Origin of the sequence: Pseudomonas sp. JAI120 (genome assembly GCF_014207255.1) — a bacterium.
Classification (GTDB): Bacteria; Pseudomonadota; Gammaproteobacteria; order Pseudomonadales; family Pseudomonadaceae; genus Aquipseudomonas.
Genome location: NZ_JACHCZ010000002.1, coordinates 1,132,518 through 1,148,184 on the forward strand (window position 1 = coordinate 1,132,518; position 15,667 = coordinate 1,148,184).

Sequence of the window (15,667 nt, forward strand, 5' to 3'; positions counted from 1 at the left end):
TTTTTCCGAGGGGAAACACCATGGGATTCAATTGCGGCATCGTCGGCCTGCCCAACGTCGGCAAATCCACCTTGTTCAACGCTTTGACCAAGTCCGGTATTGCGGCGGAGAACTTCCCCTTCTGCACCATCGAACCCAACAGCGGCATCGTGCCGATGCCCGATCCGCGCCTGGAAGCACTGGCGGCCATCGTCAATCCCAAGCGCATCCTGCCGACCACCATGGAGTTCGTCGACATCGCAGGCCTGGTAGCCGGCGCGTCGAAAGGTGAAGGCCTGGGCAACAAGTTCCTGGCCAACATCCGTGAAACCGATGCCATCGCCCACGTGGTCCGCTGCTTTGAAGACGAGAACGTGATTCACGTCTCCAACAGCGTCGACCCGAAACGCGACATCGAGATCATCGACCTTGAACTGATCTTCGCCGACCTCGACAGCTGCGAGAAGCAACTGCAGAAAGTCGCACGCAACGCCAAAGGCGGCGACAAGGACGCTGTGGTCCAGAAAGGCCTGCTGGAACAGTTGATCGCGCACTTCACCCTGGGCAAGCCGGCACGCAGCCTGATGAAGACCATGGGCGCTGACGAGAAGGCCGTGGTCAAGGGCTTCCACCTGCTGACCACCAAGCCTGTGATGTACATCGCCAACGTCGCTGAAGATGGCTTCGAGAACAACCCTTTGCTCGACGTGGTCAAGGCCATCGCCGACGAAGAAGGCGCCATCGTGGTGCCGGTGTGCAACAAGATCGAAGCGGAAATCGCCGAGCTGGATGACGGCGAAGAGAAAGACATGTTCCTTGAGGCCCTGGGCCTGGAAGAACCTGGCCTGAACCGCGTGATCCGCGCCGGCTACGAAATGCTCAACCTGCAGACCTACTTCACCGCCGGTGTCGAAGAAGTCCGCGCCTGGACCGTAAAAGTCGGCGCCACTGCGCCACAGGCTGCGGGTGTGATCCACACCGACTTTGAAAAAGGCTTTATCCGCGCTGAAGTGATCGCCTACAACGACTTTATCCAGTTCAAGGGTGAGGCCGGTGCTAAGGAAGCCGGTAAATGGCGTTTGGAAGGTAAGGAATATATCGTCAAGGATGGCGACGTGATGCACTTCCGCTTTAACGTGTAAACGTCACTCTTAACACACCAATAAAAAAGCCGATGCATTGCATCGGCTTTTTTGTGGGCACGTATTTAATTTTATATAGCCTTCATATCCGAATATTAAATACTTTCAGACTTATCCTATTTGACTTGCTTATTCCTCGCACCCACCAAGAACGATGCGACTTCATCGCTACAACAGAAAGACACTTTCCTACAGCAATTGCCCGTCGCCCCCCTTTAAGAATGAATGACAGCCCCTATAATCTACGCCACTGGTCATCGCGAGCATAACGTCCTTTTAACAATGAATTAATAGCAGGAAGGGAACATCTTTCAATGTCGACAACCTTCAACATGGAAAATGAAACGGCATTTTCACTCATCGAAGGCCCAGATATTGAAAACACACTAAACAACACGGCTACCCTCAACATTGACATTTTGTTACTGGGGGAAACCGGTACAGGCAAAGATACGCTAGCACAACGGATTCATCTTCTATCGGGACGGCGAGGTAATTTTGTTCCCGTGAACTGTGCAGCCATCCCGGAAAGCCTCGCGGAAAGCCAATTGTTCGGCGTCAACAGCGGCGCCTATACCGGGGCGATGCAATCCAGGGCCGGCTTCGTAGAGGCTGCCCACCTGGGCACGCTTTACCTTGATGAGATCGACAGCATGCCATTGAACCTGCAGGCCAAGCTGCTACGCGTGCTGGAATCACGCGGCGTGGAGCGCCTGGGTTCGACCCGCTTCATCCCTGTGGACATGCGCGTCATTGCGTCTGCCCAGCACTCGCTGCACCAGATGGTCGAACACGGCACCTTCAGGCGTGACCTGTATTTTCGCCTGAACGTCGTGAATATTCAGCTCCCGGCACTGCGGGAGCGACGCGAGCGCATCATTCCGCTGTTCCTGGAAATGATCCGGCAAGAAGCAAACCACTTCAAATGCACTGCCCCGCCCCCTTCTGAGGGGCTACTGCAACAACTGCTATGCCACACATGGCTCGGCAACGTGCGTGAACTACGGTCAACGGCCAAACGGTTCGTGTTGAATTTGCCACCGTTTTCTACTCCCATGAGCAGCGAACAAGAAGTTCAAGCAAGCCTCAAGGAGCGCTTGCAGCAAATTGAAAAAGCGCTAATTGAAGAGTCGTTGTTCCGGCACCAACACTGTGTAGACAATGTAGCGGTTGAGCTTAAGGTAACCAAGCGGACTTTATACTATAGGATGAAACAGCTAGCGATATCGCTGAGGTAATCAGGTTGGCTTGAAGGTGCATTTTCTCTAGAAACATTTGCCCCCCCCTGGGTACACCTCGAGAAATTCAGCAACTCCATACCTTAACAAAAATATCATACCGACATTCATGCCAGTAACACATTTAGAAATATCTAATTTACTCATGACATGGAACGCCACCGACCTACAAGCCACATATCTAACGCCAAGATCATTTGTGAGAAAAAATGACCTTTTCCACATTTTTGATCGACAGCAAAAAACAAACTTGAAAATTAATGTTCTGGAGTTTTTCTCATGGCTATATCCGGTCTCTCCCCAACAAGTCTATATCCTCAACAGCAAAACTACGGCGCCTTACCGAGCTCGGGATCGGGATCTAACTCCACCGCAGACGCTCTTGACGGCCTTGACAGAGAGAATAAAATTGAAACTGCCTTGAAGCAAATTGATAAGAAAAAATTTAACGACCTTCTTCAAGTTGCCAAAACTTAATAGTTTCTACCTCTCGGGCATATCAGCCCGAGAGGCCCCGCCTCGACCCCAAACCGTAGTGAGCGCTCACTATTCTTTGTAAATTTTTCTGCGGCGCTTTATATAATAGGTATGTTATGCAAATAAGAGAACTTGTTGACTTAGAGAAAAAGCTAGATCTCGGCACTACTAACACCAAACGAGATCAGTCAACCTGCCATAGCGACTCTTGTTTCTTCACATCATTGCTCGAAGAGCATACAAAGATAAACGCATCTAATACCAGGCCTTCTCTAGCCCCCGGGATTGCTGAGGCTATCAATCCGTTATACACCTCTAAAATGCGAATGGCAAAACTGCTTAAATCAACTAACAAGCAGCTGGACATGACTAAATTCCGGGAATTCCCTGGAGTGCTGGCGAATATACAAATAACCTCCCAACTGCTAGTAAAATGCCTTGCCAAGACGACACAAAGCATTGACAAAGTTTCTAACTTACAATAATCAACATGAATAACTTATTGCCTTTCGTATTACTCTTGGCAACTATACTTATGCTGAACGGTTGCGGTGAGCGGGTCGAGCTCCATAGCAAGCTCTCTGAGCAAGAGGCCAATGAGGTCATAGCAGAACTTGCAGATAAACACATTCGCGCGAAAAAAGTCCCTAGCAAAGATGGTGTCATTGTGACGGTCAACGCAAACGACATCGGGCGCGCCGTACGTACCTTGGAAGCCGCGGGTCTGCCACGAGCGGCCAGGACGACACTGGGCGAAACATTTCGCAAGGAAGGCGTTATCTCCACGCCGCTCGAAGAGCGAGCGCGCTACATCTATGCCTTGTCCCAAGGACTTGAGGCCACGCTGTCCAACATTGACGGAGTCATCGTTGCCCGAGTCCACGTGGTACTGCCTGAACGCATCGCACCCGGTGAACCGGTCCAGCCCGCATCTGCTTCTGTGTTTATAAAACACGACCCACGCCTGGATCCCGACAACATCCGCGCACGTGTTCGCAGGATGGTGGCAGGCAGCATCCCAGGCATGGCCACGGCAATCGACAACCCTCAAAAACTCAGCGTGATATTCGTTCCAGCGACTGCTTATCAGGAGCAGCAACGCCTAGTGTATTTTGGCCCCTTCCTGGTGCCCGGCGAGGATCTAGGTTTTTGGCGTAGCACATTAATCACCGCTCTGCTTGGCGTGGTGGTAACTGTTGTTGCCACGCTATTTATGCACCGTCGGCGTCAGCGATTTCTGCACGCGTCGTCAGTAATGAACGATTCTGCCGGACCTGCGAATGATGCCTAAGATCGAATACCCACTGAGTGAGCACCTGGCATGGGTTCAGTGGTGGGCATGCCCTTGGCAAAACGCCCATGAAGACTGGAAGGAGGGTCAGCACGCTACGTTTAATACACTTTATCAGGGCAAACAGCCGGTATGGGGCGTATTCATGGGTGTGAAAGCCTGTTTACCCCCTGCGACAAACCCCACCGTGCTGCGCTTGGCCCTTGCGTCAAGTGAACAACTCGACCTGGCGCTGGCACTGGCTCACGACACCGTTAATCCTCATGCGGCTCCAACGTTGAGTGAAAGTCATCACCACTGGTGCAGACGCCTATCTAAGGCACTTCCTCCTGCAATGCTTTCCCCCGACGCAGATCCATTACAACTGCTACTTAGCTGGCTCGACCCTCCTATCTGGCAGCGCCTTAGATTGCGCTTTCCCCGTCAGAGAACGTATGAGGTTGAAAAAAAATCTATCTGCCTAGAGAACACAAGCAACCGATTAAGCACCCTCTGGCAGGCGGTCGTCTGGCGTGTAACCTCCTTGCCAAGCGACTCTATACCCCCTGGCTCACATGGGTAAGGAGATCAGTGATGTTATACCGACATACCATTGATGTGCCCAAGGACAGGCACGAATTGCCTCGCAGTCTCATCCCACGGGAAGAACTTGCAAATTGGATACAGGCAGAACAGCTCTTGAGGCACGCCAACGATCAAGCCGATAAGTTGCTGAGTTTGGCGCAAAAAAGATGTGAGACGTTGAAGGAGGAAGCATCTCTGGAAATCTGGCGACGCGCTGATGCTCAGCTCAAACGTTGGGAGCACGATCGTCAAGCCATGTGCGACAAGCTCGAGCAACATGCGAGTTTCATCACCCGTGAGGCTATTCGATGCCTGCTTGATGAAACACCCCGTCCCATCAGGCTGGCGGCACTCCTGAGGCAATTGATGGCGAATCAAGTCCACGAAGTCTGCGCGGACCTATTCTGCCATCCGCATGATTTTGATGAGATAAAACGATGGTTTGCTCATCAAAAACCTACTATTTGGAAACTTAACGCGGATGAGGCGACCCCTCCTCAAACACTGATCCTGAAAACAGAGGAGGGAGACTTTTGTATCAGCTGGGAGACCATGCTCACCGCTTTTTTTCACACCTTATAAAGAATATCGGAGCAACATCTAATAATGCTCAGTTCATGCTGAAAACTGCGCTCTGCAAAAAACCAAATCAGTAAAAAATACCAATAACAGAGTTTAAAGGAACCGCTATGTCCGCTACCAAGACACTCGCGCACCAAGCAACAAAAATGGCTGACTCTTCGTACAAACGGCTTCAAGCCAGCGTGAGCGAAGAATTGGACGGTGAACTATTCCATAGGTTATCAATGCAGTCTTTAGCGACCCACGGGATGTTCACTGAGAATCATCGAGTTGAGCTGCTTTCTCTAAAAACGACCATTGAAAGTTTTCAATAACATGAACGACCTGATTCTTGAATGGTTACGTAGCCAAGAGGAGCAACTCAACTTATCTGAAAATAACGACGAAATTATTTTAAAACGACAGGGACCCTTCATTTTATTGGAAGCTCAACTGACATCCGTGTCTTCAGATAACGCGAGCTTGCAAAGTTGGATGCGCTTGGGCGCGGTCAGCCTAAGCCGCTTTCAAGGCGTATTGGTCCGAAAAGCTGACAGTGAAGACCTTTGGCTGATTCAAACCCTGCGCGAGGAGCGGGAAGAAGCACAAGTGCTCTGTTGCTTTGAAACCCTGCTCAACCAGCGCGACATATGGCGAGCCACGTTCGCACGCCTCGCTCGCCCAGCCCAAAACCTCAAACCCACCTCACTCCGTTCACTCTCGTACTAACCAGAGAATTGTCTATGTATAACAAGATCCACAAGCGCAGTTGCTTGCGCTTTGATTCGCCTGGCAAGTCGCCCAAAAGAGCCCATTGGCGCACCATACTCCTGTTGCCCTGGCTACTGATTCCAGTGGAACACACATTGGCGGCCATCCCCCCCGAATGGAAAAACACCGCCTACGCCTATGAAGCCGAGCACAAACCCCTACGGGAAGTACTCGAAGACTTCGCCCAGACCTTCGGCACACAGCTTCAAGTCGAGGGCCTGCTGGAAGGCAACGTCAATGGCAAGATCCGCGCCAATACCCCGCAGTCGCTGCTCGACCGTCTCGGTGTAGAGCACCGTTTCCAGTGGTACCTGTACAACAACACCCTCTATATCAGCACCCTCGACCAGCAGGAATCCGCACGCCTGGAAGTCTCTTCCGAAACCATCGCCGACCTCAAACAGGCCCTTACCGATATCGGCCTGCTCGACAGTCGTTTCGGCTGGGGTGAGTTACCCGAAGATGGCGTAGTGCTCGTCTCCGGTCCTCGACGCTACATCGAGCAGATCAAGCAGTTCAGCAGTCAACGCCGTTCACCGGATGAAAAACAGAGTGTGCTGAGTTATCCGCTGAAGTTCGCAAATGCAGCGGACCGCCTGGTGGATTATCGCGGCGAGAAGCTCACCATCCCAGGGGTGGCCAGCATTTTGCGCGGCTTGTTGGAGCCGCGCTCCTCCTCAACGCTTGCGGGGCTGAGTCAACGTCCCACCTCTCAACCCGCGCCGCTCACACCCACCATTCCGCGGTTGGGCAACCCGTTGCTGGGCCAGATGCTCGGTGCTAACGCCAACCCGGCATCACTGGACATCGGCCCCGCGCTCACCCCACGCGCCCCGGTCTCCAATAGCCGGATTCGCGTCGAAGCCGATGTGCGCAACAACGCGGTGCTGATTTATGACTTGCCGGAACGCCAGGCCATGTACCGCGAGCTGATCACCCAACTCGATGTGGCGCGCAAGCTGGTGGAAATCGACGCGATCATTCTCGATATCGAACGCACGCAGTTGCGTGAGTTCGGGGTGAACTGGGGTTTCCAGAACAGTCGTTTCCGCGGCGGTGCTAACGTGTCACCGGGCACCTCGTCGCAGCTGTCGATCGAAAATCGCGATCGCTTCTATGCCGATATACGCGCATTGGAAGCCAAGGGACTGGCAACCATGGTCTCCAACCCTTCGGTGCTCACGCTGGAAAACCAACCGGCGGTGATCGACTTCAACCGCACGCAGTACCTGACGCCCGGTAGGGAGAACGCAACCATTTTGCCGGTCACCGTGGGCACCAGCTTCCAGGTAGTGCCACGCGTCATCACCAGCCGTGGGGGCCATCAGATCCACTTGGTGGTGGATATTGAAGACGGCAATTTCGACGAGACCAACCCCCTCCCCGGCAACCTTGACGTACGCCGAGGCAAAGTCAGCACCCAGGCTGTGATGGCGGAAAAACGTTCATTGGTGGTCGGCGGTTTCCACGTGACCGAAAACACTGACAAGCACAACAAAGTGCCTCTGCTGGGTGATATCCCCCTGCTGGGCAAGGCGCTGTTTTCCTCGACCGAACGGCAGAACAATCGGCGTGAACGCCTGTTCATTCTCACCCCGCGCGTCATCGGTGACCAGGCCGATCCGTCGCGCTACCTGCCCCAGGACGACCAAGTCGAATTGCAGGCAGCCCTCGCACCGTTGGCGCGGCGCTATAGCCCTCACCAACCGGTGATCAAGCGCAGCGATATCATCAGCACCCTGGCGCATTTGGTCAGCGGTGAAGTGCCCAAGGCGTTCAAGGCGGCACCGATGCCGCTGGGGCTGAATACCCTGTGCAACACCCGCGACTTGCTGGCGCTGAACACCGAACGCAGCCAGTGGTATGCAGGCCCTGAGTACAACGTAGCGGTGGTGGTGTTGCGCAACCAGTTCAAACGCAATGTGCGTATCGACGAAAAGGAGTGCAGTAACTCCCAGACCCTGGCCGTCAGCGTATGGCCGCGCGCCTGGCTCAAGCCGGGTGAAGAAGCCGAGGTATTTATCGCCATGCGCCCTGTGGTGAAGGATGAACACCTCAGTGTGCCCCGCCCCTCCTTGATCACTCCTGCTCAAAAGGCTACCCCATGAAACACCGCTTATTTTGCGTCACCCTGATCGGCACTGTACTGCTCGTCGCCGGCTGCACCCCCACCTGCAAGGGTGACTCGTGCTCTCGCCCGCAAGCGACCAAGGACAAAATGGTGATCTGGTGGCCACCGCAGATGCGTGTCGAGCCTGGCCCCGCCGGGGAGCGAAAAGACTATCAAACGGTATCACTGGAACGATGAGCGTGAAGGAAATGCCCGACGCACAACGCCAGGTGTTTCTGAACAGTCTGGTGAGCGGCGCTGCCGCTCACCAGCTGCTCGCTCCCGGCATCAAGCTGTGCGCGCTGCAAGGCGGCAGTCAGCCGGGGGTGGCCTTGCATATCGCCCGTGAAGCGCAACAAACCGGGCAACTGCAATGGATACTGGAGCGACGCTTTGAGTACGCGTCGTTATACGATGGCTTTTTCATCTACCTCGATGCCCAGTACGCCCTGGTGATCTGGCACGCGCTGCCTGCAGCGCATAACACGCTGGACAAGATTTTCAGCCGGATGTTATCGCTGGCCAACCTCGGCGCCCTAGACGCGCCTTCCAGTCGCTGATCAACGCCGCTCAAGCTCCGGCAATTCCAGGGTTTCGCGCTTGGCTTCGTCATCAAGCTCGCGCAAGGTGCGGTAGATCAGCGCAACGGCCTGCAAGGTTTCGCGAGGAATGCTCGCGCCGAGCTGTTTCGTATAGAGCGTGCGGGCCAGCCACACACACTGGATCACGGGCACCTCGGCGGCCTTGGCTCGTACGATCAACGTGCGGGCCTCGGCGTCGGTGCCTTTGCCGATCAGTAACGGCAGCGGCGTCTTACCGGGCCGGTAGTACAAGGCGACCGCAAAGTGCGTCGGGTTGACCACCAGCATATCGGCCTCCTCCAGCTTGGGCAGCTTGACCTTCGGCTCCTCCTGGGCCAGCTGGTACGCCAACGAGCGGCGCTGGCCTTTCACATGGGGGTCGCCTTCCATGTCCTTGTACTCCTTGACGACCTCGACCTGGGTCATGCGCATGCGTTTGGCGAAGAAGTGTTTCTGCAAGGCCAGGTCAATCAGGGCCAGCACCAGCAGCAACCCAAGGCAGGCGTGCAGCAGATGGCGGAACAGGGCAATCAGCGCCAGCAGGTAACTTTGCAGATCGCTGTTTGCCAAATTGATCAACACCCCCAGCGAAGGCCAGACCACCAGGTACACAATCAGGCCGATAAGGAACGCCTTGGCGATGCTCATCATCAGATTCATCACCGACTGGGCAGAGAACATTTGCTTGATCTGGCTGACAGGGTTGAGGCGATTGAAATCGAGCTTCAGCGCTTCCGGGGCGAACAGCAACCCGAATTGCATCCAACTGCTGATCAGCTTCGCCGTGATCGCCACTGCGACCATCAACAGGGCAAACGAAGCAAACATGACCAGCCCTTCAACCAGCACCTCCTCCAACGCGCGTACAAACGGCTGGTTCAAGCGCGACATCGGCAACACCATCAATTGCTGGAAGCGCTGAAGACTGGTCTCGGCGGTTAACAAGGCGATCTCACTGATGGCGGTGAGCACCACTAATTTGGGAACATCCTGGCTCTGGGCGACCTGGCCTTTCTTGCGCTGGTCGCGCAGTTTCTTGGCTGAAGCCGGGTGCTTTTTTTCCCCCGAGTCACTCATGGTACTGAGGCCTTGAAGAGAAGCCCCAGCGAGTGTTTCAGGTCACCCAACTGGAGCATGCGCCCGACAATCAGGTCCTGCAGCAGCGCAAAGTACAACAGCACAATACCAATACCTGCCAGGCTCTTGACCGGCGGCGCCAGCGTACTCACCTGTAATTGCTGGCTGTAGACCCCCAGCAACGCAATACCGAACTCCAGCAACAACAGCACCGCAATGAAGGGCGCGGCGTACAGCATCATGTGCGTGAAGGTATCGCCCAGCAGGCCGACAAATACACTCATGCCATTAGGCGCAGGCAGCGGAAACCACACGGTGGGGGGCCAGATCAGGTAACTGTCCCAGATCACCTGCGTCACCGCGCCCAACCCCAGGCTGACCATCAGCAGAAAAATCGCCAGCTGCTTGAACAAGTGCCCGATGGGCGTGGCATCCGGCCCAAGCGAAGGGTTGAGCTGACCACCGGCAAGCGCACCGCGTTGGTTATCCAGCAATGCCCCCACTGCTTCGAACATCCAGAACGGCATCGCCAGCAACACTCCCAGCAACAACCCCAGCGCCACCTCCTTGAGCACCAACCCACCGAGCATGAGCGCCGAGTAATCCTGGCCCTCCAGCGCCGCATGGATACCAGGCGCGGGCAGCAATGCCATGACCATCACAATGGTGTGCCGAGGCATGCCGCGTATGTGCTGAAAACAAAACGCCGCCACCAGGATGGCACAGGGGTAGATACGCGCCATGCCGATCACCAGGCTGGGCAGGAATTCGAGATAGAGCAACACAGGCGAGGCCTCAGTTCAGGGCCGAGCGGCCGATCATCTCGAAGGTGAGGTTGATCAGTTGGATCAACTCCACGCCAATCCAGCGCCCGGTCATGATCAGCGTAATACCCACCGCCACCAGCTTGATGCCAAAGGGCAGCGTCTGGTCCTGTATCTGCATCAGTGCCTGCACCAGGGACGTCAGCACACCCACCACGACGGCTACGATCAACGGTGGCGCCGACAACACCACCACCAACAGCATGCCCTGTTTGAACAGCACGATCGGTTCCATAAGCCACTCAGAGATAGGAGAGGAACAAGCTGTCGAGCAGCCGCGACCAGCCGGACACCAGCACGAACAACAGCAGTTTGAGCGGCAGGGAAATGGTCATCGGCGAGACCATTTGCATGCCCAGCGCCAGCAGCAGGTTGGAGACAATCAGGTCGATCACGATGAAGGGAATGTAGATCAGGAAGCCGATCTCGAACCCTGCCTGCAACTGCGATAGCACAAAGGCCGGAATCAGCAGGATCAGGTCCTCGCGCTGCACCTCCTGCGCCATCTGTGCGGGCCACAGCCGCGCGGTATTTTCCAACAGATGCGTCAGCACATCCGGGTCCACGTTGCGCAGCATGAAGGCACGCAACGGCTTGATGGCTTCTCCACCCGTCTGCAGTACCGTTTGCACATTGCTCATGTCCAAGGGCGAAGCCTTGACGCTCTCGGCGATTTCGTAACCCACCGGCGCCATGATGAACAACGTCGCTGCCAACGCTATGCCATTGATTGCCATGCTGGGTGGCACTTGCTGCACGCCGATGGCATTTCGGGTAATCATCAGCACAATCACGATTTTCAAAAACGATGTGCAGATGACCAACAGCAGGGGCATCAACGTCAATGCCCCAAGAAAAAGCGCGAGAACGAGGGGGTCGAGCCCCTGGAGTATCATCGGCCGAACAGCACACGAGATAACTGCAAGCCAAGGCGCCCGTCGACTTCCACCAACTGCCCCTGGCCAATAGGCCGATCACCGTAGTACAGGCCTGCCATACCAGGGGCATAGCCGGCAATACCGAGTATCGAGCCGGGTGCGAGATTACGCAGCTCACCCAGCGTGAGGTTCAGCGTTCCGCAGCGTACATTCAGCGCCATGCTCAACTCATCGAACGGCTCATGGCCAAACACATCCTCCACGGGCTCCCCCGCCTCATATTCCGAATAATGGGGCGCTGCAAACTCTTCGTCCATGGACGTGTCCTCGATAGAAGTAAGGGTCAGGCACAAAAGACCAGTGGCATCGTCAATGCAGCCATGTAGCCGCTGCTTTCCAACCTGTATGTAGCCGCTGCCCTGGGCTTGAAAAAAGGTCTGCTCAAGCACCAGCACATCACCGGTACGCAGGCTACGAGCCTGTGCAATCGGTAACTGCAAACGCCCAAGGGTCACGGCAATAGCCAATTGGAACCGCGTCGGCATCGGCCCGGCAGCGGTGCGCCACGGCCCGGCGTCGCAAAACGCCAGGAAAGTTTCAGGGGCCAGCCACAGATAGCCCACGACCCGCGACGCCCCCAAGGTTACGCTGAGCCGACAACCAAACCCCTTGGGCCGATCGGTCTCCAGCAATCGCATATACCCCAATAACGCACTCACCTGCGGGCTCAGGTGATGCTGGAACAAAGCCCAGAACCAGGACTCCGGATCGTTGCCGGACGGGGCCAATGTCACCGGGCATTCGCCCAGCAGGCTGAGCAACGGCCCCGCTTCCGCGAGCGCCAGGACACCACACACGGTTTCGAAGCAGAACGCCTCGGCCCCTGCTGGGGCCCGTCCAGGTTCCAGTCGCAGCTCGCCGTCCTCGCCGGCGACCTGAAACGCCAGGCACAAGCCGCGCCCCAGCCGACGGCGTGCGGCAACCGTGTTGCTCTTGATCAAGGGAAAGCTCAAGTGCGGCACTCTCATGCGCAGCCGGTACTAGGCACAAGCAGGTTGACCGGCAACCCCAGCACTGCCGAGAACCGGTCCTCACACTGTTGCCGCACGCCGCTGAGCCAACGTGCCGTGGCGTCATGTTCCGCTTCCAGCTCGATGCTCCAGGCACTCTGCTCACGGCGAACGCTGGCGTTGATCCGCCCCAGCCGAGGCAAGTACAACACCGCCTGCAGCGGCCACTGGGAACCGGCCTGTACACGAGGGGCCAATTGTTCGGTGAGGGCCTCGACCATGGAGGCACCGGCCGACGCCTTGATTCCCGCTAAGGAAGCTCCCGATCCAGTGCCTTCATCGTTATCGGCAAACAGTTGAGTGAACAGTCGCACTTGTTCCCAAGGCACTACGCCCGTAGCGCCCGGCTCCCGCTCCTCGCGCACCTCACGCGGACGTGGCCGCTCAAGGGGTTTATTTGAAACCTGGGTCATGTCGGCTCCTGAGCCAGAAGTAGGGATAACTCCTGAAGTTTCTCCACCTGCCGCAGACACTCGGTGACGTGCCTCTGAGCACTCCCGACGCGGCTTTCCTTTTCGTCCTGCTGGCCTTGTAATTGCGCCAGTTGGCCTTGGTCCCGCCGGGTACCGGCAGATAATGTTCGCTCCTGTGCGCCCCACGATTTCAAGGCCTTCAGGCTCAGCACCTGACCCTGATGCTGACTGAGCAATTCAGCACTTTGCCGAGCCTCCTCCTGCCGAGTCTGCTCAAGCGCATTCTTAGCCTGCTGGATATGTGCGAGCAGGGCCTGCTGGGCACGCTTGGCCTCACGCAGGGCGCGCTCGGCGCGGTCAGCCCTATGCCTGCGCAGGCGCCGCAGCGTCTCGACTTCGCCGAGAAGCACATCAGAATGGGACATGGGCGGTCAGATCCTTAAGCAGCTCCAGCGTCGTCAACATCGGCGTAGGCTCGCGCAAGTCCTGGCGCAGGAACCCGTCGACCGCCTGACGGCTGTCCACCGCCAAATCGGTCAGGGCATCGCTGCCAGGTTGATACTCCCCCAGCTTGAGCATCAGCTCGATCTGTTGGTACGCCGACAACAACCGTCGCAATGCCGTACCCGCCTGGATGTCCTCCGGCTCTGCGACGTTGCTCAAGATCCGTGAAAGGCTTGCCAACACATCCACCGCCGGGTAGTGCCCACGCTCGGCAAGCTTGCGGGACAACACGATATGCCCATCGAGCAGCGAGCGAACTTCATCGGCCACCGGATCGTTCATGGAGTCCTGCTCAATCAGCACCGTATAGATCGCGGTGATCACACCGTCACGCGTCAACCCGGCACGCTCCACCAGCCGTGGCAGCAGGCTGTATACCGAGGGAGGCAAACCTCCGCGCCCCAGGGGTTCGCCGGCAGCCAGGCCGATTTCACGCTGGGCCCGGGCGAAACGGGTCAAGGAGTCAATCAGCAGCAATACCCGTTGCCCCTTGCGCCGAAACCCTTCGGCCAATGCCGTGGCCGTGAACGCGGCCCGCGCGCGCTCCATGCTGGAACGATCGGAGGTGGCGCACACCAGTACCGCCTTGGCGCGCAACTGGTCATCGAGCTCATGGTCAAGAAATTCACGCAGCTCCCGCCCCCGCTCGCCGATCAGCCCGAATACGATGACATCGCACTCGACGTTACGCGCGATCTCGGCCAGCAAGGTGGTCTTGCCACAACCGGCCCCGGCGAACAGGCCTACACGCTGGCCCTCGCCAATCGTCATCAGGCCATCGATCGAGCGCACTCCGGTGGCCAGTGCACGGTTAATCCTCGGCCGCTCGGTGGGCAACGGCGCTTCACACAACACCGCACTGGTATCCGGTAAGTCAGCCTCGACAAACGCACTCACGCCCTGCCCCGTAATCGGCCGTCCGAAACCATCCAGCACCTGGCCCAACAGGGCCTCGCTGACCTGGACTCGATGGGATACCCCAAGGCGCTCCACTCCAGCCCCTACCCGCACGCCTTCCAAATTACCCAAGGCACTGAGCACCGCATCCTGCTGATCGAAGCCGATGATCTCGGCGAGCATATAGTCGCCCGGACTTTTTTCCACCTGGCACAAGTCACCGATACGCGCCTGGGGTAGCCGGCACTGCAGCAGCATGCCGTTGACGCGCTGGATTCGGCCACGCATCGTCACCGGCGCAAAGCTGCTCAATGACTGGGACTGGCGCTGCTGCCAGGCTTCAAGACGCGCTTGCAGATCTGCACTCACCAGCGCACCTCGTAACGCTGCGCGCCGTCGAAGACCACCTTGCTGTTGTCGATCAGCACCAATCGCAACCCTTCCACTTCGTCGCCCACAAACAGTCGGCCGCCCTCCTCCAGGACCACGTGACCGTTCGGCCCGCCGACGATCTGCACAATCCTAAATGGCAGCGTGCTATCACGCACACGCACACGGCTGATCACCGGCACCGAGCTGTCGAATTGCTCACCAAAACGGCTGAGCATGCGCGCTACCAGCTCCACGTCGTCCTGAGAAACATCTCCGCTGAGCGCCACCTGGCCATTGATCACTTGCAAGATGACCCGCTGACTCAACTCACGCTCGCTGAGCATCTTCAACAGCTGCTGGCGTACTTCAAAAGACGAGGCCAATTCCTGCTTCTGAACCACGGGCTGCATCAGCGAAGCCTGTGCCTCACGCTCCCCTGTGGAGACCATGCCCACTGCCACGATAATTACCGTCACCACCAACACCAGGCTGATCAGGCGCTTTTGCTGCGAGTGCGAGATTGACGATAACTTCATCCCTTGCGCAGGCTCATTGGCCGGTAGCGGCGCTACCGTCGCAGGGGCTGTGGGTTGGGGCCAGGGCTGCTCGGCCAAGGTGACGCACAGGCGCACCCCTCCCACTGAAAACGGCACGTTCAGTTCCAGTTTGGCGATCTGCGCCAGTACCTGGCCTTCGGGGTCTCGCAACAGCCCGGCTTCGGCCTGCACCAACCAGTTGGCGTCGATAAACCGCAGGCGCGCATGCTGCTCGACGACGCCCGGGTCGTTCAGCATCAGGTCAGCGTCCGCGTGAGCGCCAATGCTCCACTGCTCCCCAAACAACGGCAACGCAGCGCCCTGACGCAGCCCGTCAAGCACCCTTAACTCAAACATCAGCGAGACCTCCACGCTGGCCATG

General features: G+C 57.0%; 19 protein-coding genes. 10 read left to right on the forward strand and 9 right to left on the reverse strand.

What is annotated here, in order from left to right:
- Positions 1-20: 20 nt before the first annotated feature.
- The 10 genes from ychF (at position 21) to HDC32_RS17230 (ending at position 8,693) form a co-directional block, all read left to right on the forward strand.
- Positions 21-1,121: a redox-regulated ATPase YchF gene (ychF, locus tag HDC32_RS17190; protein ID WP_065924046.1), complete on the forward strand. Its 1,101-nt coding sequence runs from the start codon at positions 21-23 to the stop codon at positions 1,119-1,121.
- Positions 1,122-1,435: 314 nt separating this feature from the next.
- Positions 1,436-2,359 carry a sigma 54-interacting transcriptional regulator gene (locus tag HDC32_RS17195; RefSeq protein ID WP_184744874.1) on the forward strand — a complete coding sequence of 308 codons (924 nt, stop codon included), beginning with the start codon at positions 1,436-1,438 and terminating at the stop codon, positions 2,357-2,359.
- 279 nt (positions 2,360-2,638) lie between these two features.
- Positions 2,639-2,836 carry a hypothetical protein gene (locus HDC32_RS17200; RefSeq protein WP_131700407.1) on the forward strand — a complete coding sequence of 66 codons (198 nt, stop codon included), beginning with the start codon at positions 2,639-2,641 and terminating at the stop codon, positions 2,834-2,836.
- Between the two features lie 490 nt (positions 2,837-3,326).
- On the forward strand, positions 3,327-4,127 hold the full coding sequence (gene sctJ / locus HDC32_RS17205) for a type III secretion system inner membrane ring lipoprotein SctJ (protein WP_122309105.1): 801 nt from the start codon (positions 3,327-3,329) through the stop codon (positions 4,125-4,127).
- A gap of 573 nt (positions 4,128-4,700) precedes the next feature.
- Positions 4,701-5,273, forward strand: a complete 573-nt coding sequence (gene sctL / locus HDC32_RS17210) for a type III secretion system stator protein SctL (RefSeq protein WP_145335450.1) — start codon at positions 4,701-4,703, stop codon at positions 5,271-5,273.
- A gap of 107 nt (positions 5,274-5,380) precedes the next feature.
- Positions 5,381-5,587 (forward strand): hypothetical protein, encoded by a 207-nt coding sequence (locus tag HDC32_RS17215; protein WP_145335452.1) that lies wholly within the window; start codon positions 5,381-5,383, stop codon positions 5,585-5,587.
- Position 5,588: 1 nt separating this feature from the next.
- Entirely contained in the window at positions 5,589-5,981 is a 393-nt protein-coding gene (locus HDC32_RS17220) for a type III secretion protein (RefSeq protein WP_145335453.1), read from the forward strand.
- Between the two features lie 14 nt (positions 5,982-5,995).
- Positions 5,996-8,131, forward strand: coding sequence for a type III secretion system outer membrane ring subunit SctC (gene sctC, locus HDC32_RS17225; RefSeq protein WP_131700411.1), 2,136 nt, complete (start codon positions 5,996-5,998; stop codon positions 8,129-8,131).
- On the forward strand, positions 8,128-8,331 hold the full coding sequence (gene hrpT, locus HDC32_RS32090; RefSeq protein WP_131700412.1) for an HrpT family type III secretion system protein: 204 nt from the start codon (positions 8,128-8,130) through the stop codon (positions 8,329-8,331). Before sctC ends, hrpT begins: the two co-directional genes overlap by 4 nt.
- An 11-nt stretch (positions 8,332-8,342) precedes the next feature.
- A complete protein-coding gene (locus HDC32_RS17230; RefSeq protein ID WP_145335457.1) occupies positions 8,343-8,693 on the forward strand; it encodes a transcriptional regulator in 351 nt (116 codons plus the stop codon).
- Here HDC32_RS17230 and sctU read toward each other — a convergent pair whose 3' ends face one another.
- From sctU to HDC32_RS17275, 9 genes are read right to left on the reverse strand one after another with little or no spacing between them, the layout of a single operon-like run.
- Complete coding sequence (gene sctU / locus HDC32_RS17235) at positions 8,694-9,791, reverse strand: type III secretion system export apparatus subunit SctU (protein WP_131700414.1); 1,098 nt, start codon at positions 9,789-9,791, stop codon at positions 8,694-8,696.
- Positions 9,788-10,576, reverse strand: coding sequence for a type III secretion system export apparatus subunit SctT (gene sctT / locus HDC32_RS17240; protein ID WP_131700415.1), 789 nt, complete (start codon positions 10,574-10,576; stop codon positions 9,788-9,790). Before sctT ends, sctU begins: the two co-directional genes overlap by 4 nt.
- Positions 10,577-10,586: 10 nt before the next feature.
- Positions 10,587-10,850, reverse strand: coding sequence for a type III secretion system export apparatus subunit SctS (gene sctS, locus HDC32_RS17245; protein ID WP_065938437.1), 264 nt, complete (start codon positions 10,848-10,850; stop codon positions 10,587-10,589).
- A 7-nt stretch (positions 10,851-10,857) separates the two neighbouring features.
- Positions 10,858-11,511, reverse strand: a complete 654-nt coding sequence (gene sctR, locus HDC32_RS17250) for a type III secretion system export apparatus subunit SctR (protein ID WP_115486563.1) — start codon at positions 11,509-11,511, stop codon at positions 10,858-10,860.
- Entirely contained in the window at positions 11,508-12,521 is a 1,014-nt protein-coding gene (locus HDC32_RS17255) for a FliM/FliN family flagellar motor switch protein (RefSeq protein ID WP_184744875.1), read from the reverse strand. The genes sctR and HDC32_RS17255 overlap by 4 nt, the downstream gene beginning before the upstream one ends.
- Positions 12,518-12,976: a type III secretion system HrpP C-terminal domain-containing protein gene (locus tag HDC32_RS17260; protein ID WP_131700417.1), complete on the reverse strand. Its 459-nt coding sequence runs from the start codon at positions 12,974-12,976 to the stop codon at positions 12,518-12,520. The genes HDC32_RS17255 and HDC32_RS17260 overlap by 4 nt, the downstream gene beginning before the upstream one ends.
- Positions 12,973-13,401 carry a type III secretion system stalk subunit SctO gene (sctO, locus tag HDC32_RS17265; RefSeq protein WP_131700418.1) on the reverse strand — a complete coding sequence of 143 codons (429 nt, stop codon included), beginning with the start codon at positions 13,399-13,401 and terminating at the stop codon, positions 12,973-12,975. The genes HDC32_RS17260 and sctO overlap by 4 nt, the downstream gene beginning before the upstream one ends.
- On the reverse strand, positions 13,388-14,746 hold the full coding sequence (locus HDC32_RS17270) for a FliI/YscN family ATPase (RefSeq protein WP_131700419.1): 1,359 nt from the start codon (positions 14,744-14,746) through the stop codon (positions 13,388-13,390). Before HDC32_RS17270 ends, sctO begins: the two co-directional genes overlap by 14 nt.
- Positions 14,743-15,642, reverse strand: coding sequence for an FHA domain-containing protein (locus HDC32_RS17275; protein WP_131700461.1), 900 nt, complete (start codon positions 15,640-15,642; stop codon positions 14,743-14,745). The genes HDC32_RS17270 and HDC32_RS17275 overlap by 4 nt, the downstream gene beginning before the upstream one ends.
- Positions 15,643-15,667 lie beyond the last annotated feature (25 nt).